This is a genomic window from Gracilibacillus thailandensis, from assembly GCF_010994055.1.
Taxonomy (GTDB): domain Bacteria; phylum Bacillota; class Bacilli; order Bacillales; family Amphibacillaceae; genus Gracilibacillus; species Gracilibacillus lacisalsi.
Window position 1 is genome coordinate 1 of the sequence record NZ_WJID01000087.1, and the last position, 16,916, is coordinate 16,916.

A 16,916-nucleotide genomic window follows, 5' to 3' on the forward strand; every position below is an offset into this window, starting at 1 on the left:
AAACACTATCATGCCGCGTATTATATACTTTCCTTATAATTGAGAAAGACAACTTTTGTCCTTCATTTTTACTATTATTTAATTTTTAATTGATCAAATCCACGTGCGATCGTCTTGGAGACGTGACTATCTGAACCAGGTTTCCATTGAATACCTTTTTGTATCGCTTTTTCGATGATTGGAAGTGGTGGATATAGTTCTAGACATTCTTCTTTGTAAAGACCTGCTGTGTTAACATCTAATTCTAGCTGCTGTTCTTGTATCAAATCAAGTAACCGTTCGATTGTCACATGATATCTTTGATCGACAGCATATTTCCGTTGATATTTGTGAATTAAGGTTAAATGACCGATTCGATTTGGTTTATAAGCGCCAAGATCAGATATAATCGCTTTTTCCATTGTTCGGTAATATTTATCGTATACGGCTTCCACACTGCCAAACATCTGAATGATTCGAGCAAATTCTTCACTGCTGAAATCAATACATACATAGTTAGAGTCAGGTGATCTTAGCATATGTACAGACAAAATCGCATCATCGATATAACGACCATATTGATCTAGAAAAGAAGTAGTGGCATCTTCATAGCCTTCAATATAATCAACTTCAAAGCCAAGATTGATTTTTACTTTTGATTGAAATTGCTTTTTGGCATTCTCTATAACTTGAATATAAGCATCAAGATCTTCCCATGACATAGCACTGTCTTGATCTGGTGTAGGATCAATGAAATTAATGGGTAATGGTGCATGCTCGGTAAAGGTTAACTCGGTAATACCTTTGTTTATGGCTTGTTCTATGTACATTTCGATACTGTCATTCGAACCGTGAGGACAGAATGGGGTATGTACGTGAAAGTCTCCTTTCATGTTCATATAAGACATCTCCTTATGTAAATAGATTTGCTTCTTATTGTAAACAGAATTATTTAAAATGAAAAGTGATGATTGACAAAATTAAAAAAAGTATGCTAATGTAGTGTTTATAAACAAACACTTTATCACGGTAGAGTGGTAAATTAATAAAGTGTATATAGGATGTGAACGATATGTTTTTACCAGCAGGAAGTCAAGATGAAACAGGTGTACAAATCTCCAATCGGCTACGAGCATCAGAGATTTTTAGACAAGTAACAAAAAAGCGCAATTTTCAACAAATTTCTACTCCTGTAGTGGAATATGCCCAAACATTTACTAATGAGGTAGCAGGTATGGACTTACATTCCATGTTGAAATGGTTTAATGGGGAAGGTGAGATTGAAGTATTAAGACCGGACTGGACTGCAGCAATTGCCCGAGCGATTGCAGGGCAGCACCCATCTAAGCAAAAATGGTCTTATCAAGGAAGTGTGTTTCGCTTTGACAAAGAAGATACCGAAAGCAGACAGGCCGGCATAGAAATCGTTCATGCTGATCGTTTTTTCGGGGAGGCAGAGAGTCTGTTAACCGCTGTAGCTTATTTCAAACATTTAAATATTGAGGATTATGTCATTGAACTTGGTCATACAGGAATTTTTGATGCATTAATTGCACCTTTTACCTTTAGCAAACAGGAAGAAGAGGAATTATTGAAAGCTATGCATGATAAAAGGTCTGATCTTGTTGAGGAAATTGTTGTTAAAGCAGGGAATGCAGAGCTTGCGAAGCCTTTAATGGCACTAATTGATGCATATGGTACGCGTGATATCATTGAGCAATACCGCAGGCGTTGGTCGGATCGGGATGACTTAACGGAAATATTAACACATATTGACAAACTGATTGATTTACTCGAAGCTTCTGGTGTAACAGAAGTTATCGTAGATCTAGGGCGTGTTAAGAACCTTCCGTATTATGATGGCATTATGTTTAGAGGTTTTTTAACTAATGATGGATCGACTTGTTTTTCTGGTGGTAGATATGATCGTCTTTACAAGCAATTTGAGTTAACAACCTCTGCAGTAGGTCTTGCCTTTGATGTCGATGTATTAGCCACACATATGGCAGCTGAAAAAGAACCAGAAAAAATATGTATCATTGCTTCCCCCGAAACACATGCGATTGCTGAGGAGTTTCGCATGGAAATGGAAGAACAAGTAGTCGATATCCAATACGAATTAAAAAATCAAACAAGCTATCATACTATTTATCAAGTGGTAGTGGAGAACAGTCAGTATAAGGTGGTTGAAAAATGAAACCAGTAATTGCACTAACAAAAGGGAGACTGGAAAAACAATTTTTAAAATTTTTTGAAGGCTTAGGTTATGAAGTAGAACCTCTATTGGAAAAAGGCAGAAAGCTGCAAATTGAAACAGAGGAATTTTCTTTCTTTTTTGCCAAAGGGGTAGACGTAACTACTTATGTAGAAAACGGTATAGCTGATATTGGTGTTGTCGGTGGGGACATCTTAATTGAACACCAGCCTGATGTTTTTAATTTATTCCCATTACCATTTGGTCATTGTCGAATGGCACTGGCAACGAAAAGAGATTACCAATGGCCAGAACAGAAGAAACGAATTGCCAGTACATTCACGAATATTACGAAAACATATTTTAAGGAAAAAGGTGAATCCGTAGACATTATCAAACTGGAAGGATCTGTCGAGTTGGCCCCAATCTTAGGCCTTGCAGATGCTATTGTGGACATAGTCGAGACAGGAACGACATTAAAAGAGAATGGTCTTGTAATACAAGACGAATTTTTGTCGTTTAGTGCAAGGTTAATTGCCAACCGTTCTTCATTGAAAATTAAACGAGATCAATTAGTTCCAGTTATTGAACGGTTTAGGGAAGGAGCGAGAAACGAATGATTCCTTTATTATCTATCAATCAATTTTTAGCCAAAGCGGCACCCGAAAAAACCGATAGTCAAGAACAGCAACAATTCTTACAAGCAGCAAGCAACATTATTGCAGATGTACAGAAGGACGGCGATCAAGCGGTAAGGTTTTATATTGAGAAATTCGATGGTCAAGCACCGGAAACATTGTTAGTATCAGAAGAAGAACGGAAAGCAGCATGGGATCAAGTAGATGACGAGGTGATTCGAGCATTACAGCGTGCAGCCGATAACATTCGAGATTTTCATCGCAAGCAATTAAATAATTCGCGAATGATGCAAGCTGATGGAGATATTATCTCAGGTCAACTTTACCGTCCGATTGATCGTGTAGGTATTTATGTACCAGGTGGTACAGCTGTATATCCATCATCTGTACTTATGAATGCTATTCCAGCAGTCCTTGCCGGAGTTGGAGAAGTGAATATGGCAACACCTGTCAAAGATGGTGAAGCATTGTCTCCGATTTTAGCTGTCGCAGCTGACATCGCTGGTGTTTCAAATATTTACCGAGTTGGTGGCGTGCAAGCTATTGCAGCATTTGCTTACGGCACAGAATCGATACCAAAAGTCGATAAAATTGTTGGTCCAGGTAATGCATATGTGGCAGCAGCGAAAAAGCTAGTATATGGTGATGTTGGAATCGATATGATTGCTGGTCCAAGTGAGGTTGCGATTATCGCCGACGAATCAGCAAATCCTATCTTTGTCGCAGCTGACCTGATCGCTCAAGCCGAACATGATACCATTGCTCGAGCTTTTCTTATCACTACATCTCGCTCACTCGTAGAAGAGGTCGATCGAGAATTAGTCAAACAATGTGAAGTGTTACCTCGTAAAGATATTGCCACTACTGCTTTACAGGAAAAAGGAGCCAGTGTTGTGGTAGACACTTTAGCAAAGGCATTTGATGTAGCCAACAAGATTGCGCCAGAACATTTAGAAATTCAAACACAGGATCCATTAAGCTATTTAAGCAAAATAAAACATGCAGGCTCTGTATTTTTAGGTCATTATACGCCTGAAGCATTGGGTGATTATTTTGCAGGACCTAATCACGTATTACCGACTTCAGGTACAGCAAGGTTCTCGTCTGGATTGTCCGTTGACGACTTTGTTAAAAAGACTACTTATCTTTACTATACAGAGGATGCTTTACGAGAAGCTGGAGATGATGTGGTGAAAATAGCGAATCAAGAGCAGTTAGAAGGACACGGGCTTGCGGTAACGAAACGTTTGGAGGAGAAATGATGAGAACAGCTAGTAAAAAAAGAGAAACATTAGAAACGCAAATTGACGTATCGGTGAACTTAGATGATCCAAGTGAAGTGACTATTGAAACAGGTGTCGGCTTTTTTGATCATATGTTAGAAGCTTTTGCTCGACATGGTCGAATCGGACTTGTAGTGAAAGCAGATGGGGATTTGCATATTGACAGCCATCATACTGTAGAAGATGTCGGAATTGTATTGGGTCAATTGATCAAGGAAGCACTTGGTGATAAGAAATCAATTAATCGTTTTGGAAGTGCCTATGTACCAATGGATGAATCATTAGGGTTTGTTGCGTTGGACATTAGTGGTCGACCTTTCCTTGTATTTGACGCGGAGTTTTCTAATGAAAAGCTTGGAAATTTCGATACAGAATTAGTCCAGGAATTTTTACAGGCTTTCGCCTTCCAATCTGCCATTACCTTGCACGCAAAAGTAATATATGGACATAACACACACCATAAAATTGAGGCAATTTTCAAAGCGTTAGGACGTGCATTGGGAGAAGCAATTCGAATTAATCCGGATATTAAAGGGGTTAATTCTACAAAGGGGTTAATCGAATGATTGCAATTGTAGATTATGGTATGGGCAATGTAGCAAGTGTCAGAACAGCTTTTCAACGGTTAGGGTATGAGGTGGAGATTACCGACTCTATTGAGCGGTTAGAAGCGGCAACCCACATTATTCTACCTGGTGTCGGTTCTTTTCAAGCAGCAGTTCAAGAGATTAATCAACGAAATTTAGCAGAACCATTACGCAGACTTGCGAAAGAAAAGCCTTTTTTAGGGATTTGTCTTGGTATGCAATTACTGTTCGATAAAGGTTATGAAAATGGTAGTTCTAACGGACTTGGACTGATACCTGGTGAGGTTACTAGAATAGACACGGAGTATATTCTGCCACACATTGGCTGGAACCAATTACAAATTGAAAATAATAATCAAGCTTTTGCACCGTTCCAAGATAAACATATTTATTTTGTACATTCCTTTCAAGCGAGAACCGATCAACAATATCTTGTCGCAACAGCAGATTATGGCACAAAGGTTCCCGGCATTGTGCAAAATGGGCATGTCTATGGGATGCAATTTCATCCGGAGAAAAGTGGGGAAGTTGGTGTTGATTTGTTAAAAGTATTTATGGAGGAAACCAATAGTGATAGGGGGCAACTAGCATGATTGCCAAACGGATTATTCCATGTTTAGATGTGAAAGAAGGAAAAGTAGTGAAAGGAACGAATTTTGTTGGCTTAAGAGAACTAGGTGATCCGGTAGAAATGGCATCAAATTATTCGAAAGATGGAGCAGACGAAATCATCTTTTTGGATATCTCAGCGACAAACGAAGGACGACAAACAATGATTGATATTGTAAGACGAACTGCTGAACAAGTTTATGTCCCCTTTACTGTTGGCGGCGGTGTTCGAACTATTGAAGATGTAAATCGCTTGTTAAAAGCCGGTGCTGACAAAGTAGGGATGAACTCAGCTGCTGTTAACAACCCACAACTAATTACAGAATCCTCTGATCGTTTTGGTGCGCAATGTACGGTTGTAGCAATTGACGCAAAACGAGTTGGTGACAAATGGCATGTGATGACACATGGTGGTTCTAAGGACACCGGTATTGATGCTATTGAATGGGCACAAGAAGCTGAAAGTAGAGGTGCGGGTGAAATTCTTTTGACAAGTGTTGATACAGATGGTGTCAAAGATGGATTTGATTTAGCTTTAACGGAAGCTGTAGTTTCAGCCGTACGTATTCCTGTAATTGCTTCAGGTGGAGTTGGCAAACCAGAGCATTTCCCAGAAGTTTTCAATCAAACAGATGTTTCCGCAGGTTTAGCTGCATCCATTTTCCATGAAAATACCTTTACCGTAAAACAAGTAAAAGAGGTCTGCACCGAACAAGGAGTGAATATTCGTGAAGCCTGATTTTTCTAAAGGACTTATACCAGCAATCGTAACAGATTATTATTCAAAAGATGTGTTAATGCTTGCATATATGAATGAAGAAGCATATGAAAAAACGTTAGAAACGAAACAGACCTGGTTTTATTCTAGATCTCGTGATGCATTATGGAATAAAGGTGCGACGTCTGGAAATACGCAAGAGGTACAGTCGATTGATTTAGATTGTGATCAGGATACATTGTTGATTCAAGTGATCCCAGCAGGTCCAGCATGCCATACCGGTGAAGTGTCTTGCTTTTTCAATCGAGTAGCTGAAAAAGAAACGAGCTTTGATACTTCCATCATTGAAAATGTGATGCAAGAAGTAGAACAGCGTAAAACAGAACGTGTGGAGAATTCCTATACCAATTATTTATATGATAAAGGCGTCGATAAGATTGGTAAGAAGGTAATCGAAGAAGCTGGTGAAGTAGTAATCGCTGCAAAAAATAATGATAATGAGGAATTAACAAACGAGGTTAGTGATTTGCTTTATCACACTTTTGTTATGATGGCGAATCAAGGTGTTACATTAGAAGATGTTAAACAAGAATTATCTAATCGCTTTGCTAAAAAAGGGAATAGTAAAGGTGACCGTGCTGCAATACAAAAATGGTAATATAAAATCTCCACTATGAACTGGTGGAGATTTTTATGGCAGTTAAGGTTTAACATTAGTTGCGGTTAGAATTATCCATTAAAGAATAACGTTTTATATTTTTAATTAGAAGAAACAATTCGTTTATCATGATGTTAACCATCCGTCTGTATGCTTCCCATGGATTATAGCTTCAAATTATTGAATAGCCTGAACTGTTATGGACCAAAAATCAAAGTTCCCCAAACGTGGGAGATAGGAGGGAAAAATAGTATCATAATTACTAGATTACCATAAAAACCAACCTTCCCTACGATTTTAGTTACTGAACTCAGTGTATGAAACTTTAAAAGTATCCAACCCATAAACCCAATAATGAAACCTAAAAGACTAAGACTATAAAAAACGATAAAACTTGACTCAAATATAGAAATATCAAATAAAGCACTGAATATACAAAGGATTAAAAGAGTAAATCCTAACCAACTGCACGTTTTTACAAATATCTTCTCCAAAACGCTCCTCCTTTTTTAAATTTGAACAATGGTATTCGTTTTTTAAAAAGTATTGTGATTGTCCCGTCCCAAGGGCTAAATAAAAAACAATATTATATCATAAAACTGGATAAGATGAGTATATCACCTTTTTCCAGTTTTTATCAAATTCCCTTTGATAATTCAGTCATTTATAGTGACTTCATTTCTATGGTAAGTATAGGAAATAGGCCTCATCCATTTCAAACAATACCTTATCTTGTTCTAACTACTTTTAAATGATATCATGGATAAAAATGGATCTGGTGGTGAGATCTTTTGTCAGATAAACGTGTAAATGATTTTAAGATGATGCAATATTTTGGATATATCATTGTAATCATAATGTTATTTACCGATCAAATAACTGCAAGTTGGTTTGGTGAAATAGGCTCATTTTCTATTTTTGCATTATTTGGAATACTTATCGGTACGAGTTGTACTTTTACTTATAGCTTTAAGGAAAAGAAATTAGTTAAAAACAATAAGTAAGAATTCCTTCAATGGATGTGTAGTAACTTGATAGAGAGACACATGAGGACGTGAAAGTAACTTGGAGGAGAGAGGTAGACTAATGGATTATATCTTTTACACTGTAGCAATTCTCATTTTGATTTATCGTTTACTGGATCATCATCGCTTTATAAAAAAACTATCAGTGAAACAGATTATAGGAATAGGTTTGAGTTATATTATGTATATTGGACTTGCTACAGCAATTATATATTACGGAGGAAATTGGTTAGTTAGTTTTATTTCTGTTAATGTATTGAAACATATTATATTTTTCGTCATTGTGGCTATTACCATATATGCTACTATATTCTTACTTGAAAAAACACTCACTAAAATTTCAAATGGCATAATAAAAGAACAGTCTTACAAGTCATCGTAAGGCTGTTCTTTTTGCTTATTCCCAATGATTCTCGATAAACTCATCTCTACCTGATTTCTCACGATCTTCTAGGTATTCTTCTTCATTCTTCTTATAAAAGTCTTGATGATATTCCTCCGCCGGGTAAAACGTACTGGCGGGTAAAATTTTTGTGACGATCTCTTTTTGGAATCGGTTTGAATTTTCTAATTCCTTTAAAGAATGGACAGCTAATACTTTCTGTTCATTGTTATGGTAGAAAATCGCTGTTCGATACTGTGGACCTCTGTCATGAAATTGTCCACCATCATCGGTAGGATCGATTTGTGGCCAGTATAAATCTAAAATTTGCTGATAAGATATTTTCTCAGGTTCATAGGTGATCTGAACAGCCTCATAATGTCCTGAGGTCCCGGTTTTCACTTCTTCATATGATGGGTTATCGACGTGGCCGCCAGTGTAACCTGAAATAACACTTTCGACACCATCCCATTGATCAAAAGGCTTGACCATACACCAGAAACAGCCTCCAGCAAACGTGGCCTTTTCCAATTTTTTCTCCATGTTTGTTTCTCCTTTATCTTGCAAAATGCTCTTGTAGCATTTAATATACAAGTTATATTAATAGAAGTAAATCAATTAAACTTAAAGGGTGAATAAAATGACAGATAGATCACATGTCCTTATTGTAGATGGAATGGCATTATTATTTAGAGGATTTTTTGCAACAGCATTTACCGGTAATTTTATGGTCAATAGTAAAGGCGTTCCAAGAAATGGATTGTTTGGTTTCTTGAATTATTTTACCAATGCGATAGAAACCTTCCAACCAACACATGTTGTTTGCTGTTGGGACATGGGAAGTCAAACATTTCGTAATGAATTGTATGATGGATATAAATCAAACCGTGATGCACCTCCAGAAGAGCTTGTACCACAGTTTGACTTAGCAAAAGATATTGTGACAGCATTTCAAGTTCCGAATGTAGGAGTTACTGGATTTGAAGCGGACGACTGTATAGGTACGCTTGCCAAACAACTGCATAAAGAACATCAAGTGACAGTCGTAACAGGTGATCAGGATTTGTTACAATTAGTAGATCATAACATTAATATTGCTATCATGAAAAAAGGACAAGGCAATTATGATGTCTTTCATGCCGATAACTTCTATGAGAAGAAGGGATTGACTCCTAAACAAATTATCGATCTTAAAGGATTGATGGGCGATTCATCTGATAACTATCCAGGTGTAAAAGGTGTAGGAGAGAAGACTGCTTTAAAATTATTAATGCAATATGAAACAATTGATAACTTGTTAGCAGATAAAGAGAATTTAACTAAAGGCATGCAGAAGAAATTGGAGCAATACGCAGAAGATCTAGCAATTTCTCGTAAATTAGCAGCTATTCACACCGAAGTACCGCTGAGCTTTTCTATAGAAACAGCATTATGGAGCGATGATTTAACCAATATTCGCTCTTATCTAATCGATGAGTTAGAATTCCAAAACCCTGGACGTTGGTTGGATAAATTATGGGAAAGAGCTACCGGATAAAAACCTCAATAATATACATTTAAAAGAGCTAGCCATAAAGCTAGCTCTTTTACTCGATATCTACTTATTGAAACCTCTGTAAAATCGAGAAGAATTCCTTTATAAATTCATAGAAAACTTGTTCAGATGGAGCAAGTTTTCTGTTCTTGGGAATAATAATGCCAACCGTACGTTTTAACTCAGGGTTCTGGATGGCAACTTTTGCACTGTAGTACGGATTTAAATCATTGAATGCACTTTCTGGTAATAAGGTAATCCCTATACCCGCTGCAACCAACCCCTTGATTGCATCTAAATCTTCCCCTTGAGATGATACATTTGGTGTAAATCCTGCTTGTTTACAACCGTCGATAACGAGTTGGTGTAAAACAAAACCTTCAGGGAATAAAACAAAACTTTCATCATGTAAATCGCGTAAATTCACACTGCTCTGTTCAGCTAAAGGGTGTGAATTGGGTACTAATGCGTAAAAATTTTCTCTAAATAAGATATCTCCTAAAATATCAGGATGTTCTGTCGGAACAGGACCTAAAAAAGCGACATCAATTTCGCGGTTTTCCACTGATTCAATTAAAAAATTATATGAACCTTGTCGCAATTGAAATCCGATTTTAGGGTGTTTTTTCTTGAATTCAGAAACTACAGTAGGTAACAAGTTACTGGCTAGACTGGTTGGAAAACCAATTTTAATCGAGCCTCTTTCTGGATCGATATATTCATCGATTTGTTTCTTTGCATGATCAATCGCTTTTAATGCCGTTTTGGTATGGGTCAGAAATATCCTTCCTATATGGGTTAAACGCACATTTCTGCCTTCTCTTTCAAATAGTTCGACTCCAAGCTCTGCTTCTAGGTTAGCTATTTGTCTACTAATTGCAGACTGGGCTACATGCAATTCTGCTGCCGCATCAGAGACGTGTTCCCGCTCAGCGACTTCAACAAAATAGCGTAATTGACGTAATTCCACTCGATTCACCTCATGATATATATCAGAATTAGAACAATGTTATGTTTATTATATATTGTTTCGATCAATAAGAAAACCTACAATAGTAGTAGACACCTTAAAAGTATATTGAATGGGGGCGACATATATGACGTATCGCGACTTGCCTAGTGCCCAAGGGTTATACAATCCGGATTTTGAACATGACGCTTGTGGTATTGGATTATATGCGCATATAAAAGGGAAACAAACACACGAGATCGTAAAAAAAGGTTTAGACATGTTATGCAAGTTAGAGCACCGAGGTGGACAAGGGAGCGATCCACTGACAGGTGACGGATCTGGTTTAATGGTACAGATCCCTGATAAATATTTTAGAAGAGAATGTAAAGACTTTCAACTACCAGCTGTTGGACGTTACGGAGTTGGTATGTTGTTCTTATCTCAAGATGAAAATGAACAAAAACTAGCAATTGAAAAAATTAATCAGTTAATCGAAGAAGAAGGACAAAAAATAATCGGCTGGAGAGATGTACCAACTGATCCTTCCCAGATTGGTAAAGGGGCGATTGAAACATTACCAACTGTACATCAGGTTTTCATTGAAGCAGCAGATGAAATAGAAGACGATTTAGCCTTCGAAAGAAAATTATATATTATTCGCAAACAAGCTGAGAATTGGGCGAATCAAAAAGAAATTCGTTTTTATTTTCCGAGTTTATCAAATAGAACAATTGTTTATAAAGGTTTATTAACACCTGATCAAGTAGATAAATTTTATTTAGATTTACAAGATGAAGAATTTGTCTCTGCTTTCTCACTTGTACACTCTCGTTTCAGTACTAATACATTCCCATCCTGGGAAAGAGCCCACCCGAACCGTTATCTCATTCACAACGGTGAGATTAATACAATGCGAGGTAACGTAAACTGGATGCGTGCAAGAGAGAAGCAATTTGTATCAGAAGCATTTGGTGATGATTTAGATAAAGTATTACCAATTATTAATGGTGGTGGAAGTGACTCTGCCACATTAGATAATGCATTGGAATTTTTCACATTAGCAGGTCGTAAGCCAGCACATGCTGCGATGATGCTAATTCCTGAACCATGGGAGAAAAACCCACACATGGATGAGAAGAAACGAGCTTTCTATCAATATCACAGTATGATGATGGAACCATGGGATGGTCCAACTTCGATTACTTTTACAAACGGGAAACAAATTGGAGCAATCTTGGATCGTAACGGTCTTCGTCCGGCGCGTTATTATGTAACGAAAGACGATTATATTATTTATTCTTCAGAAGTTGGTGTTATCGACTATGAAGAAGAAAATGTGTTATTAAAAGAACGTCTAAGTCCTGGTAAAATGTTGCTTATTGATATTGAAGAAGGTCGTATCATATCTGATAAAGAAATTAAAGAAGAGGTTGCAAGTGCTCATCCATACCAAGACTGGTTAGATGATCAAATTGTACCGTTAGAAGTAGAAGCGAAAAACGATGATTATATCGATCCACAACTGCTTCAGAAACAAAAAGCATTTGGTTATACAACAGAAGATGTCGAGAAATATCTCCTCCCTTTACTAGAGGGCGGAAAAGATCCAATTGGTGCAATGGGGAACGATATGCCATTAGCGGTATTATCTGAACGTCCACAAAGTTTGTTTAACTATTTCAAACAATTGTTTGCCCAAGTAACAAATCCACCAATTGATGCTTATCGTGAGCAACTCGTTACATCAATGTTGACATGGTTAGGTGCTGAGGGAGATATCCTTCATCCAGCTAAAACAAAATCAAGTAGAATTCGTCTAGATTCGCCAATTTTATCTAATACACAAATTGAAAAGTTAGCGAATAATGAAATAGAAGGATTCCAATCAGAAGTTATCGAAACATTATTTACAGATGATATGGAAAAAGCCCTTCACAATGTGTATGAACAAGCGAAGAAAGCAATTGAAGCTGGAAGCAATATCATTATTTTAAGTGATAAGAATATGGATCCGAACCAAAAAGCTATCCCAACACTTCTCGCTGTTAGCGGTTTGCATCAGTATCTAGTGCGAGAAGGTATTCGTACGCAAGCAAGTATCATTGCTCAATCAGGTGAAGCTCGAGAAGTTCATCACTTTGCTACGATGTTAGGATACGGTGTAGATGCCATTCATCCATACCTCGTGTATCAAACGTATTACATGTCTATTTTGGATGATCGTTTAAATATGACGCTTGCAGAGGTACAAGATAAATTTATTAGTGTAGCAACAGAAGGCATCATTAAAGTTATGTCGAAAATAGGTATCTCTACTGTCCAAAGTTATCGAGGTGCGCAAATCTTTGAAGCTGTAGGTATTAGTAAAAAGGTAATTGAAGAGCATTTTACCGGTACAGCATCACAGATTGATGGCATTGGTTTAGACGTTATCCAAGAAGAGACGGAAAAACGTCATAATGAAGCATATAAAGCTGCAGTTCAAGAATCGCTTGAGTCAGGAAGTGATTTCCAATGGCGTAAAGTAGGCGAACACCATGCCTTTAACCCAACTACTATTTATACGTTACAGTGGGCTTGCCGTCGTGGTGATTATGATCTATTCAAGAAATTCTCTAAAGCTGCTAACGAAGAGCGTATCGGCTTTTTACGTAACCTGTTTGATTTTAAGAAAGACAATAGTATCCCGATCGAAGAAGTGGAACCAGTTGAATCTATTGTCAAACGTTTCAAAACAGGTGCAATGTCCTTCGGTTCCATCAGTAAAGAAGCACATGAAGCTCTTGCCATTGCCATGAACCGTTTAGGCGGTAAAAGTAATAGTGGGGAAGGCGGGGAAGACCCTGATCGTTTTAGTAGAGATGAAAACGGCGACTTGCGTTCCAGTGCGATTAAGCAGGTAGCATCTGGACGTTTCGGAGCCAAAAGTCATTATCTTGTTAACGCAAAAGAATTACAGATTAAAATGGCACAAGGTGCAAAGCCTGGTGAAGGTGGACAATTACCTGGTATGAAGGTTTATCCATGGGTAGCAGATGTTCGTGGTTCAACTCCAGGTGTAGACTTAATTTCACCTCCACCACACCATGATATTTATTCCATCGAGGATTTAGCACAATTAATTCACGACTTAAAGAATGCTAATCGTGATGCAAGAGTTAGTGTCAAGCTCGTAGCAAAATCTGGTGTTGGAACGATTGCTGCAGGTGTTGCAAAAGGTAATGCAGATGTTATTTCTGTTGTTGGTTATGATGGTGGTACAGGTGCTTCACCAAAAACAAGTATTAAACATGCAGGCTTACCATGGGAATTAGGTCTTGCAGAAGCTCACCAAACCTTAATGCTAAACGGACTGAGAGATAGAGTTATTTTAGAAACGGATGGGAAATTGTTAACAGGTAAAGATGTCGTGATGGCTGCATTATTAGGTGCAGAAGAGTATGGATTCGCAACAGCACCTTTAGTTGTTGTCGGATGTGTGATGATGCGTGTATGCCATAATGATACATGTCCAGTAGGGGTTGCAACACAAAATCCAGAGTTGCGTAAGAAATTTACTGGTAACCCTGATCATGTCGTTAATTATATGACATTTATCGCAGAAGAAGTTCGTGAAATTATGGCTGAATTAGGTTTCCGAACTATTGATGAAATGGTTGGAAGAACAGATGTATTAGAAGTTTCCGAACGTGCAGAAGCACACTGGAAAGCTAAACACTTAGATCTATCTACACTCCTTTACCAACCAGAAGGAACACGTATTAATACAACAACACAAGATCATGAATTAGATAAATCATTAGATTTGAAACAGATTTTACCGACTGTACAAAAAGCAATTGATACAGGGGAAGCATTAGAAGCATCCTTCCCGATAAAAAATACCGATCGTGTTGTAGGTACGATTGTCGGAAGTGAGATTTCTAAGAAATATGGTGAAAGAGGTCTACCAGAAGATACGATTAATCTACACTTTACTGGATCAGCAGGTCAAAGTTTTGGTGCCTTTATTCCTTCCGGTATGACGTTAACTGTAACAGGTGATGCCAATGATTATGTTGGTAAAGGCTTATCAGGTGGTAAAGTAATTGTTCGCGCTTCTGAGAAAACAACGATCGATCCAGGAAATAATGTTATTGCAGGTAATGTATCATTCTATGGTGCGACAAGTGGTGAAGCCTATATCCAGGGCTACGCCGGAGAACGTTTTGCTGTAAGAAATAGTGGAGCGAAAATCGTTGTAGAAGGTGTGGGAGACCATGGATGTGAATATATGACAGGTGGTCGCGTAGTGATTCTCGGAAATGTAGGTAAAAACTTTGCTGCTGGTATGTCTGGTGGTATTGCCTATGTGAAACCAGACAATATTGAGCAATTTAAACGACTATGTAATACGGAATTAGTACAATTTGAAGAATTAACAGATGCTAAAGAGATCGAAGAAGTAAAAGAACTAATTATGAACCATCACGAATATACCAATAGTGATAAAGCAGCAGTAACATTGCAAAACTGGGAAGATGAAGTGAACAAATTCGTGAAAGTAATCCCAACAGACTATAAACTAATGCTAAAGCAAATTGATTGGTTTGAATCTCAAGGCTTATCAGTGGACGAAGCTAGACTTGAAGCATTTACAGCGAAAAAAGACAATAAAATGACAGTGACTTTAAATCCGGAAGAAGTATTGACTAAATAGAAAGGAGACAGATGATATGGGGAAAGCAACAGGTTTTATGGAGTTTGAAAGACAAACGGCAAATGAACGAGATCCATTAGAAAGAATTCATGATTGGAAAGAATATTCTGCTCCTTTCTCTGATGAAGTAGCAAAAACTCAAGGAGCACGCTGTATGGATTGTGGTACACCATTCTGTCACATCGGGATGGATATTGATGGGGCAACATCAGGTTGTCCTATCTACAATCTGATCCCAGAGTGGAATGATTTGGTGTATAAAGGAAAGTGGAGAGAGGCATTAGATCGTTTAATGAAAACAAATAACTTTCCTGAATTCACAGGAAGAGTATGTCCGGCTCCATGTGAAGGGTCTTGTACGGTTGCGATCAATGATCCTGCCGTAACTATCAAAAATATTGAACAAAAGATAATTGATAAAGGTTTTGAAGAAGGATGGATAGAACCGCGTGTTCCGGAGCATCGCACAGGAAAGAGAGTTGCCATTGTCGGTTCTGGACCAGCTGGTTTAGCTGCAGCAGACCAATTGAATCAAGCGGGACATAGTGTAACAGTTTATGAACGCGCTGATCGCGCTGGGGGTCTCTTAACGTACGGTATTCCAAACATGAAATTAGATAAAGGGGTAGTAGAACGCCGAGTTCAGTTACTTCGTGATGAAGGTATTGAATTTGTGCTAAATACGGAAGTAGGTAAAGATATTTCTGCTGAAGAAATAAAAGCAAATTATGACTCTGTGATTTTATGTACAGGTGCACAGAAACATCGAGATCTTCCTATTGAAGGTCGTGAAGGTAAAGGTGTACGTTTTGCTATGGACTATTTAACCAAAGCAACTCAAAAAGTATTAGATGAAAGTGTCGAAGTGGAAGAAGAACTAGATGCCAAAGGTAAAGACGTTATTGTTATTGGTGGTGGGGATACGGGTGCTGACTGTATCGCTACAGCACTTCGTCAAGGTGCAAATAGTATTGCACAATTCGGTAAACACCCACAATTACCAATGAAACGTTCAGATGAAAATCAGTGGCCAGCATATCCACAAGTATTCAGCTTAGAATATGCACACAAAGAAGCAAAAGAATACTATGGTGAAGATATTCGTCAATATTCTATTCAAACGAAGAAATTTGTGACAGATGAGAATGGCAAACTAAAAGAATTACACACTGTAGAAATGAAGAAAACTCGTGATGAAAAGGGTATGTTTGTATTTGAGGAAATTCCAGGCACAGAAAAAGTTTGGCCAGCACAATTAGTATTAATCGCTATCGGTTTTGAAGGTGCAGAACACCCAGTACTAGAAGCGTTTAATGTAAAAACAGAGCGTAACCGCGTAGATGCCGCTTATGGCGATTTCCGTACAAATGTAGAGCATGTATTTGCTGCAGGTGATTCACGTCGTGGTCAAAGCCTTATCGTATGGGCAATTAATGAAGGACGTGAAGTAGCATACCATGTTGATCAATATTTAATGGGAGAAACTGCCTTACCATCCGTTGCAAATATGTAAGAGAACCAAAAAACCTACGCATTGTCGTAGGTTTTTCTTTATGCCTTTTCTAAAGAGGACTGCATATTAACCAAAGAAAAAAACTCTTAATTTACACAGTAGATAGATACTGCGAAGTAATGAAAATTTTGTAGAGTGAGGCCTT

At 37.8% G+C, this 16,916-nt stretch carries 16 protein-coding genes; 12 read left to right on the forward strand and 4 right to left on the reverse strand.

Annotated elements, in window-relative coordinates; genetic code table 11:
- Positions 1–74 precede the first annotated feature (74 nt).
- A complete protein-coding gene (gene hisJ / locus GH715_RS19330; RefSeq protein WP_194928296.1) occupies positions 75–878 on the reverse strand; it encodes a histidinol-phosphatase HisJ in 804 nt (267 codons plus the stop codon).
- Between the two features lie 173 nt (positions 879–1,051).
- On the opposite strand from hisJ, the gene GH715_RS19335 reads away from it, so the two are divergent.
- From GH715_RS19335 to hisIE, 7 genes are read left to right on the forward strand one after another with little or no spacing between them, the layout of a single operon-like run.
- A complete protein-coding gene (locus GH715_RS19335; protein ID WP_153836844.1) occupies positions 1,052–2,176 on the forward strand; it encodes an ATP phosphoribosyltransferase regulatory subunit in 1,125 nt (374 codons plus the stop codon).
- Complete coding sequence (hisG, locus tag GH715_RS19340; RefSeq protein ID WP_153836843.1) at positions 2,173–2,793, forward strand: ATP phosphoribosyltransferase; 621 nt, start codon at positions 2,173–2,175, stop codon at positions 2,791–2,793. Before GH715_RS19335 ends, hisG begins: the two co-directional genes overlap by 4 nt.
- On the forward strand, positions 2,790–4,073 hold the full coding sequence (gene hisD / locus GH715_RS19345) for a histidinol dehydrogenase (RefSeq protein ID WP_153836842.1): 1,284 nt from the start codon (positions 2,790–2,792) through the stop codon (positions 4,071–4,073). The genes hisG and hisD overlap by 4 nt, the downstream gene beginning before the upstream one ends.
- Positions 4,073–4,660 (forward strand): imidazoleglycerol-phosphate dehydratase HisB, encoded by a 588-nt coding sequence (hisB, locus tag GH715_RS19350; protein ID WP_153836841.1) that lies wholly within the window; start codon positions 4,073–4,075, stop codon positions 4,658–4,660. Before hisD ends, hisB begins: the two co-directional genes overlap by 1 nt.
- Entirely contained in the window at positions 4,657–5,274 is a 618-nt protein-coding gene (gene hisH, locus GH715_RS19355; protein WP_153836840.1) for an imidazole glycerol phosphate synthase subunit HisH, read from the forward strand. The genes hisB and hisH overlap by 4 nt, the downstream gene beginning before the upstream one ends.
- Positions 5,271–6,029 carry an imidazole glycerol phosphate synthase subunit HisF gene (gene hisF / locus GH715_RS19360; protein ID WP_153836839.1) on the forward strand — a complete coding sequence of 253 codons (759 nt, stop codon included), beginning with the start codon at positions 5,271–5,273 and terminating at the stop codon, positions 6,027–6,029. The genes hisH and hisF overlap by 4 nt, the downstream gene beginning before the upstream one ends.
- The gene (gene hisIE, locus GH715_RS19365; protein ID WP_163578779.1) at positions 6,019–6,666 is read left to right on the forward strand and encodes a bifunctional phosphoribosyl-AMP cyclohydrolase/phosphoribosyl-ATP diphosphatase HisIE; all 648 of its coding nucleotides are present in this window, start codon (positions 6,019–6,021) and stop codon (positions 6,664–6,666) included. Before hisF ends, hisIE begins: the two co-directional genes overlap by 11 nt.
- A gap of 197 nt (positions 6,667–6,863) precedes the next feature.
- Here the strand turns inward: hisIE and GH715_RS19370 are convergent, their stop codons facing one another.
- The gene (locus GH715_RS19370; RefSeq protein ID WP_153836838.1) at positions 6,864–7,160 is read right to left on the reverse strand and encodes a hypothetical protein; all 297 of its coding nucleotides are present in this window, start codon (positions 7,158–7,160) and stop codon (positions 6,864–6,866) included.
- A gap of 297 nt (positions 7,161–7,457) precedes the next feature.
- On the opposite strand from GH715_RS19370, the gene GH715_RS19375 reads away from it, so the two are divergent.
- Entirely contained in the window at positions 7,458–7,670 is a 213-nt protein-coding gene (locus GH715_RS19375) for a hypothetical protein (protein ID WP_018933995.1), read from the forward strand.
- Between the two features lie 82 nt (positions 7,671–7,752).
- Positions 7,753–8,073 (forward strand): hypothetical protein, encoded by a 321-nt coding sequence (locus tag GH715_RS19380; protein WP_153836837.1) that lies wholly within the window; start codon positions 7,753–7,755, stop codon positions 8,071–8,073.
- A gap of 15 nt (positions 8,074–8,088) precedes the next feature.
- Here the strand turns inward: GH715_RS19380 and msrA are convergent, their stop codons facing one another.
- Complete coding sequence (msrA, locus tag GH715_RS19385) at positions 8,089–8,616, reverse strand: peptide-methionine (S)-S-oxide reductase MsrA (RefSeq protein WP_153836836.1); 528 nt, start codon at positions 8,614–8,616, stop codon at positions 8,089–8,091.
- A 97-nt stretch (positions 8,617–8,713) separates the two neighbouring features.
- Here msrA and GH715_RS19390 point away from each other — a divergent pair, with 97 nt between their 5' ends.
- A complete protein-coding gene (locus tag GH715_RS19390; protein ID WP_153836835.1) occupies positions 8,714–9,610 on the forward strand; it encodes a 5'-3' exonuclease in 897 nt (298 codons plus the stop codon).
- A 64-nt stretch (positions 9,611–9,674) separates the two neighbouring features.
- On the opposite strand, the gene gltC is transcribed toward GH715_RS19390, so the two are convergent.
- Positions 9,675–10,577 (reverse strand): glutamate biosynthesis transcriptional regulator GltC, encoded by a 903-nt coding sequence (gltC, locus tag GH715_RS19395; RefSeq protein ID WP_018933991.1) that lies wholly within the window; start codon positions 10,575–10,577, stop codon positions 9,675–9,677.
- Between the two features lie 127 nt (positions 10,578–10,704).
- Between gltC and gltB the strand changes: the two genes are divergently transcribed.
- Positions 10,705–15,258 carry a glutamate synthase large subunit gene (gltB, locus tag GH715_RS19400; protein WP_153836834.1) on the forward strand — a complete coding sequence of 1,518 codons (4,554 nt, stop codon included), beginning with the start codon at positions 10,705–10,707 and terminating at the stop codon, positions 15,256–15,258.
- Positions 15,259–15,274: 16 nt separating this feature from the next.
- A complete protein-coding gene (locus tag GH715_RS19405; RefSeq protein WP_153836833.1) occupies positions 15,275–16,771 on the forward strand; it encodes a glutamate synthase subunit beta in 1,497 nt (498 codons plus the stop codon).
- Positions 16,772–16,916 lie beyond the last annotated feature (145 nt).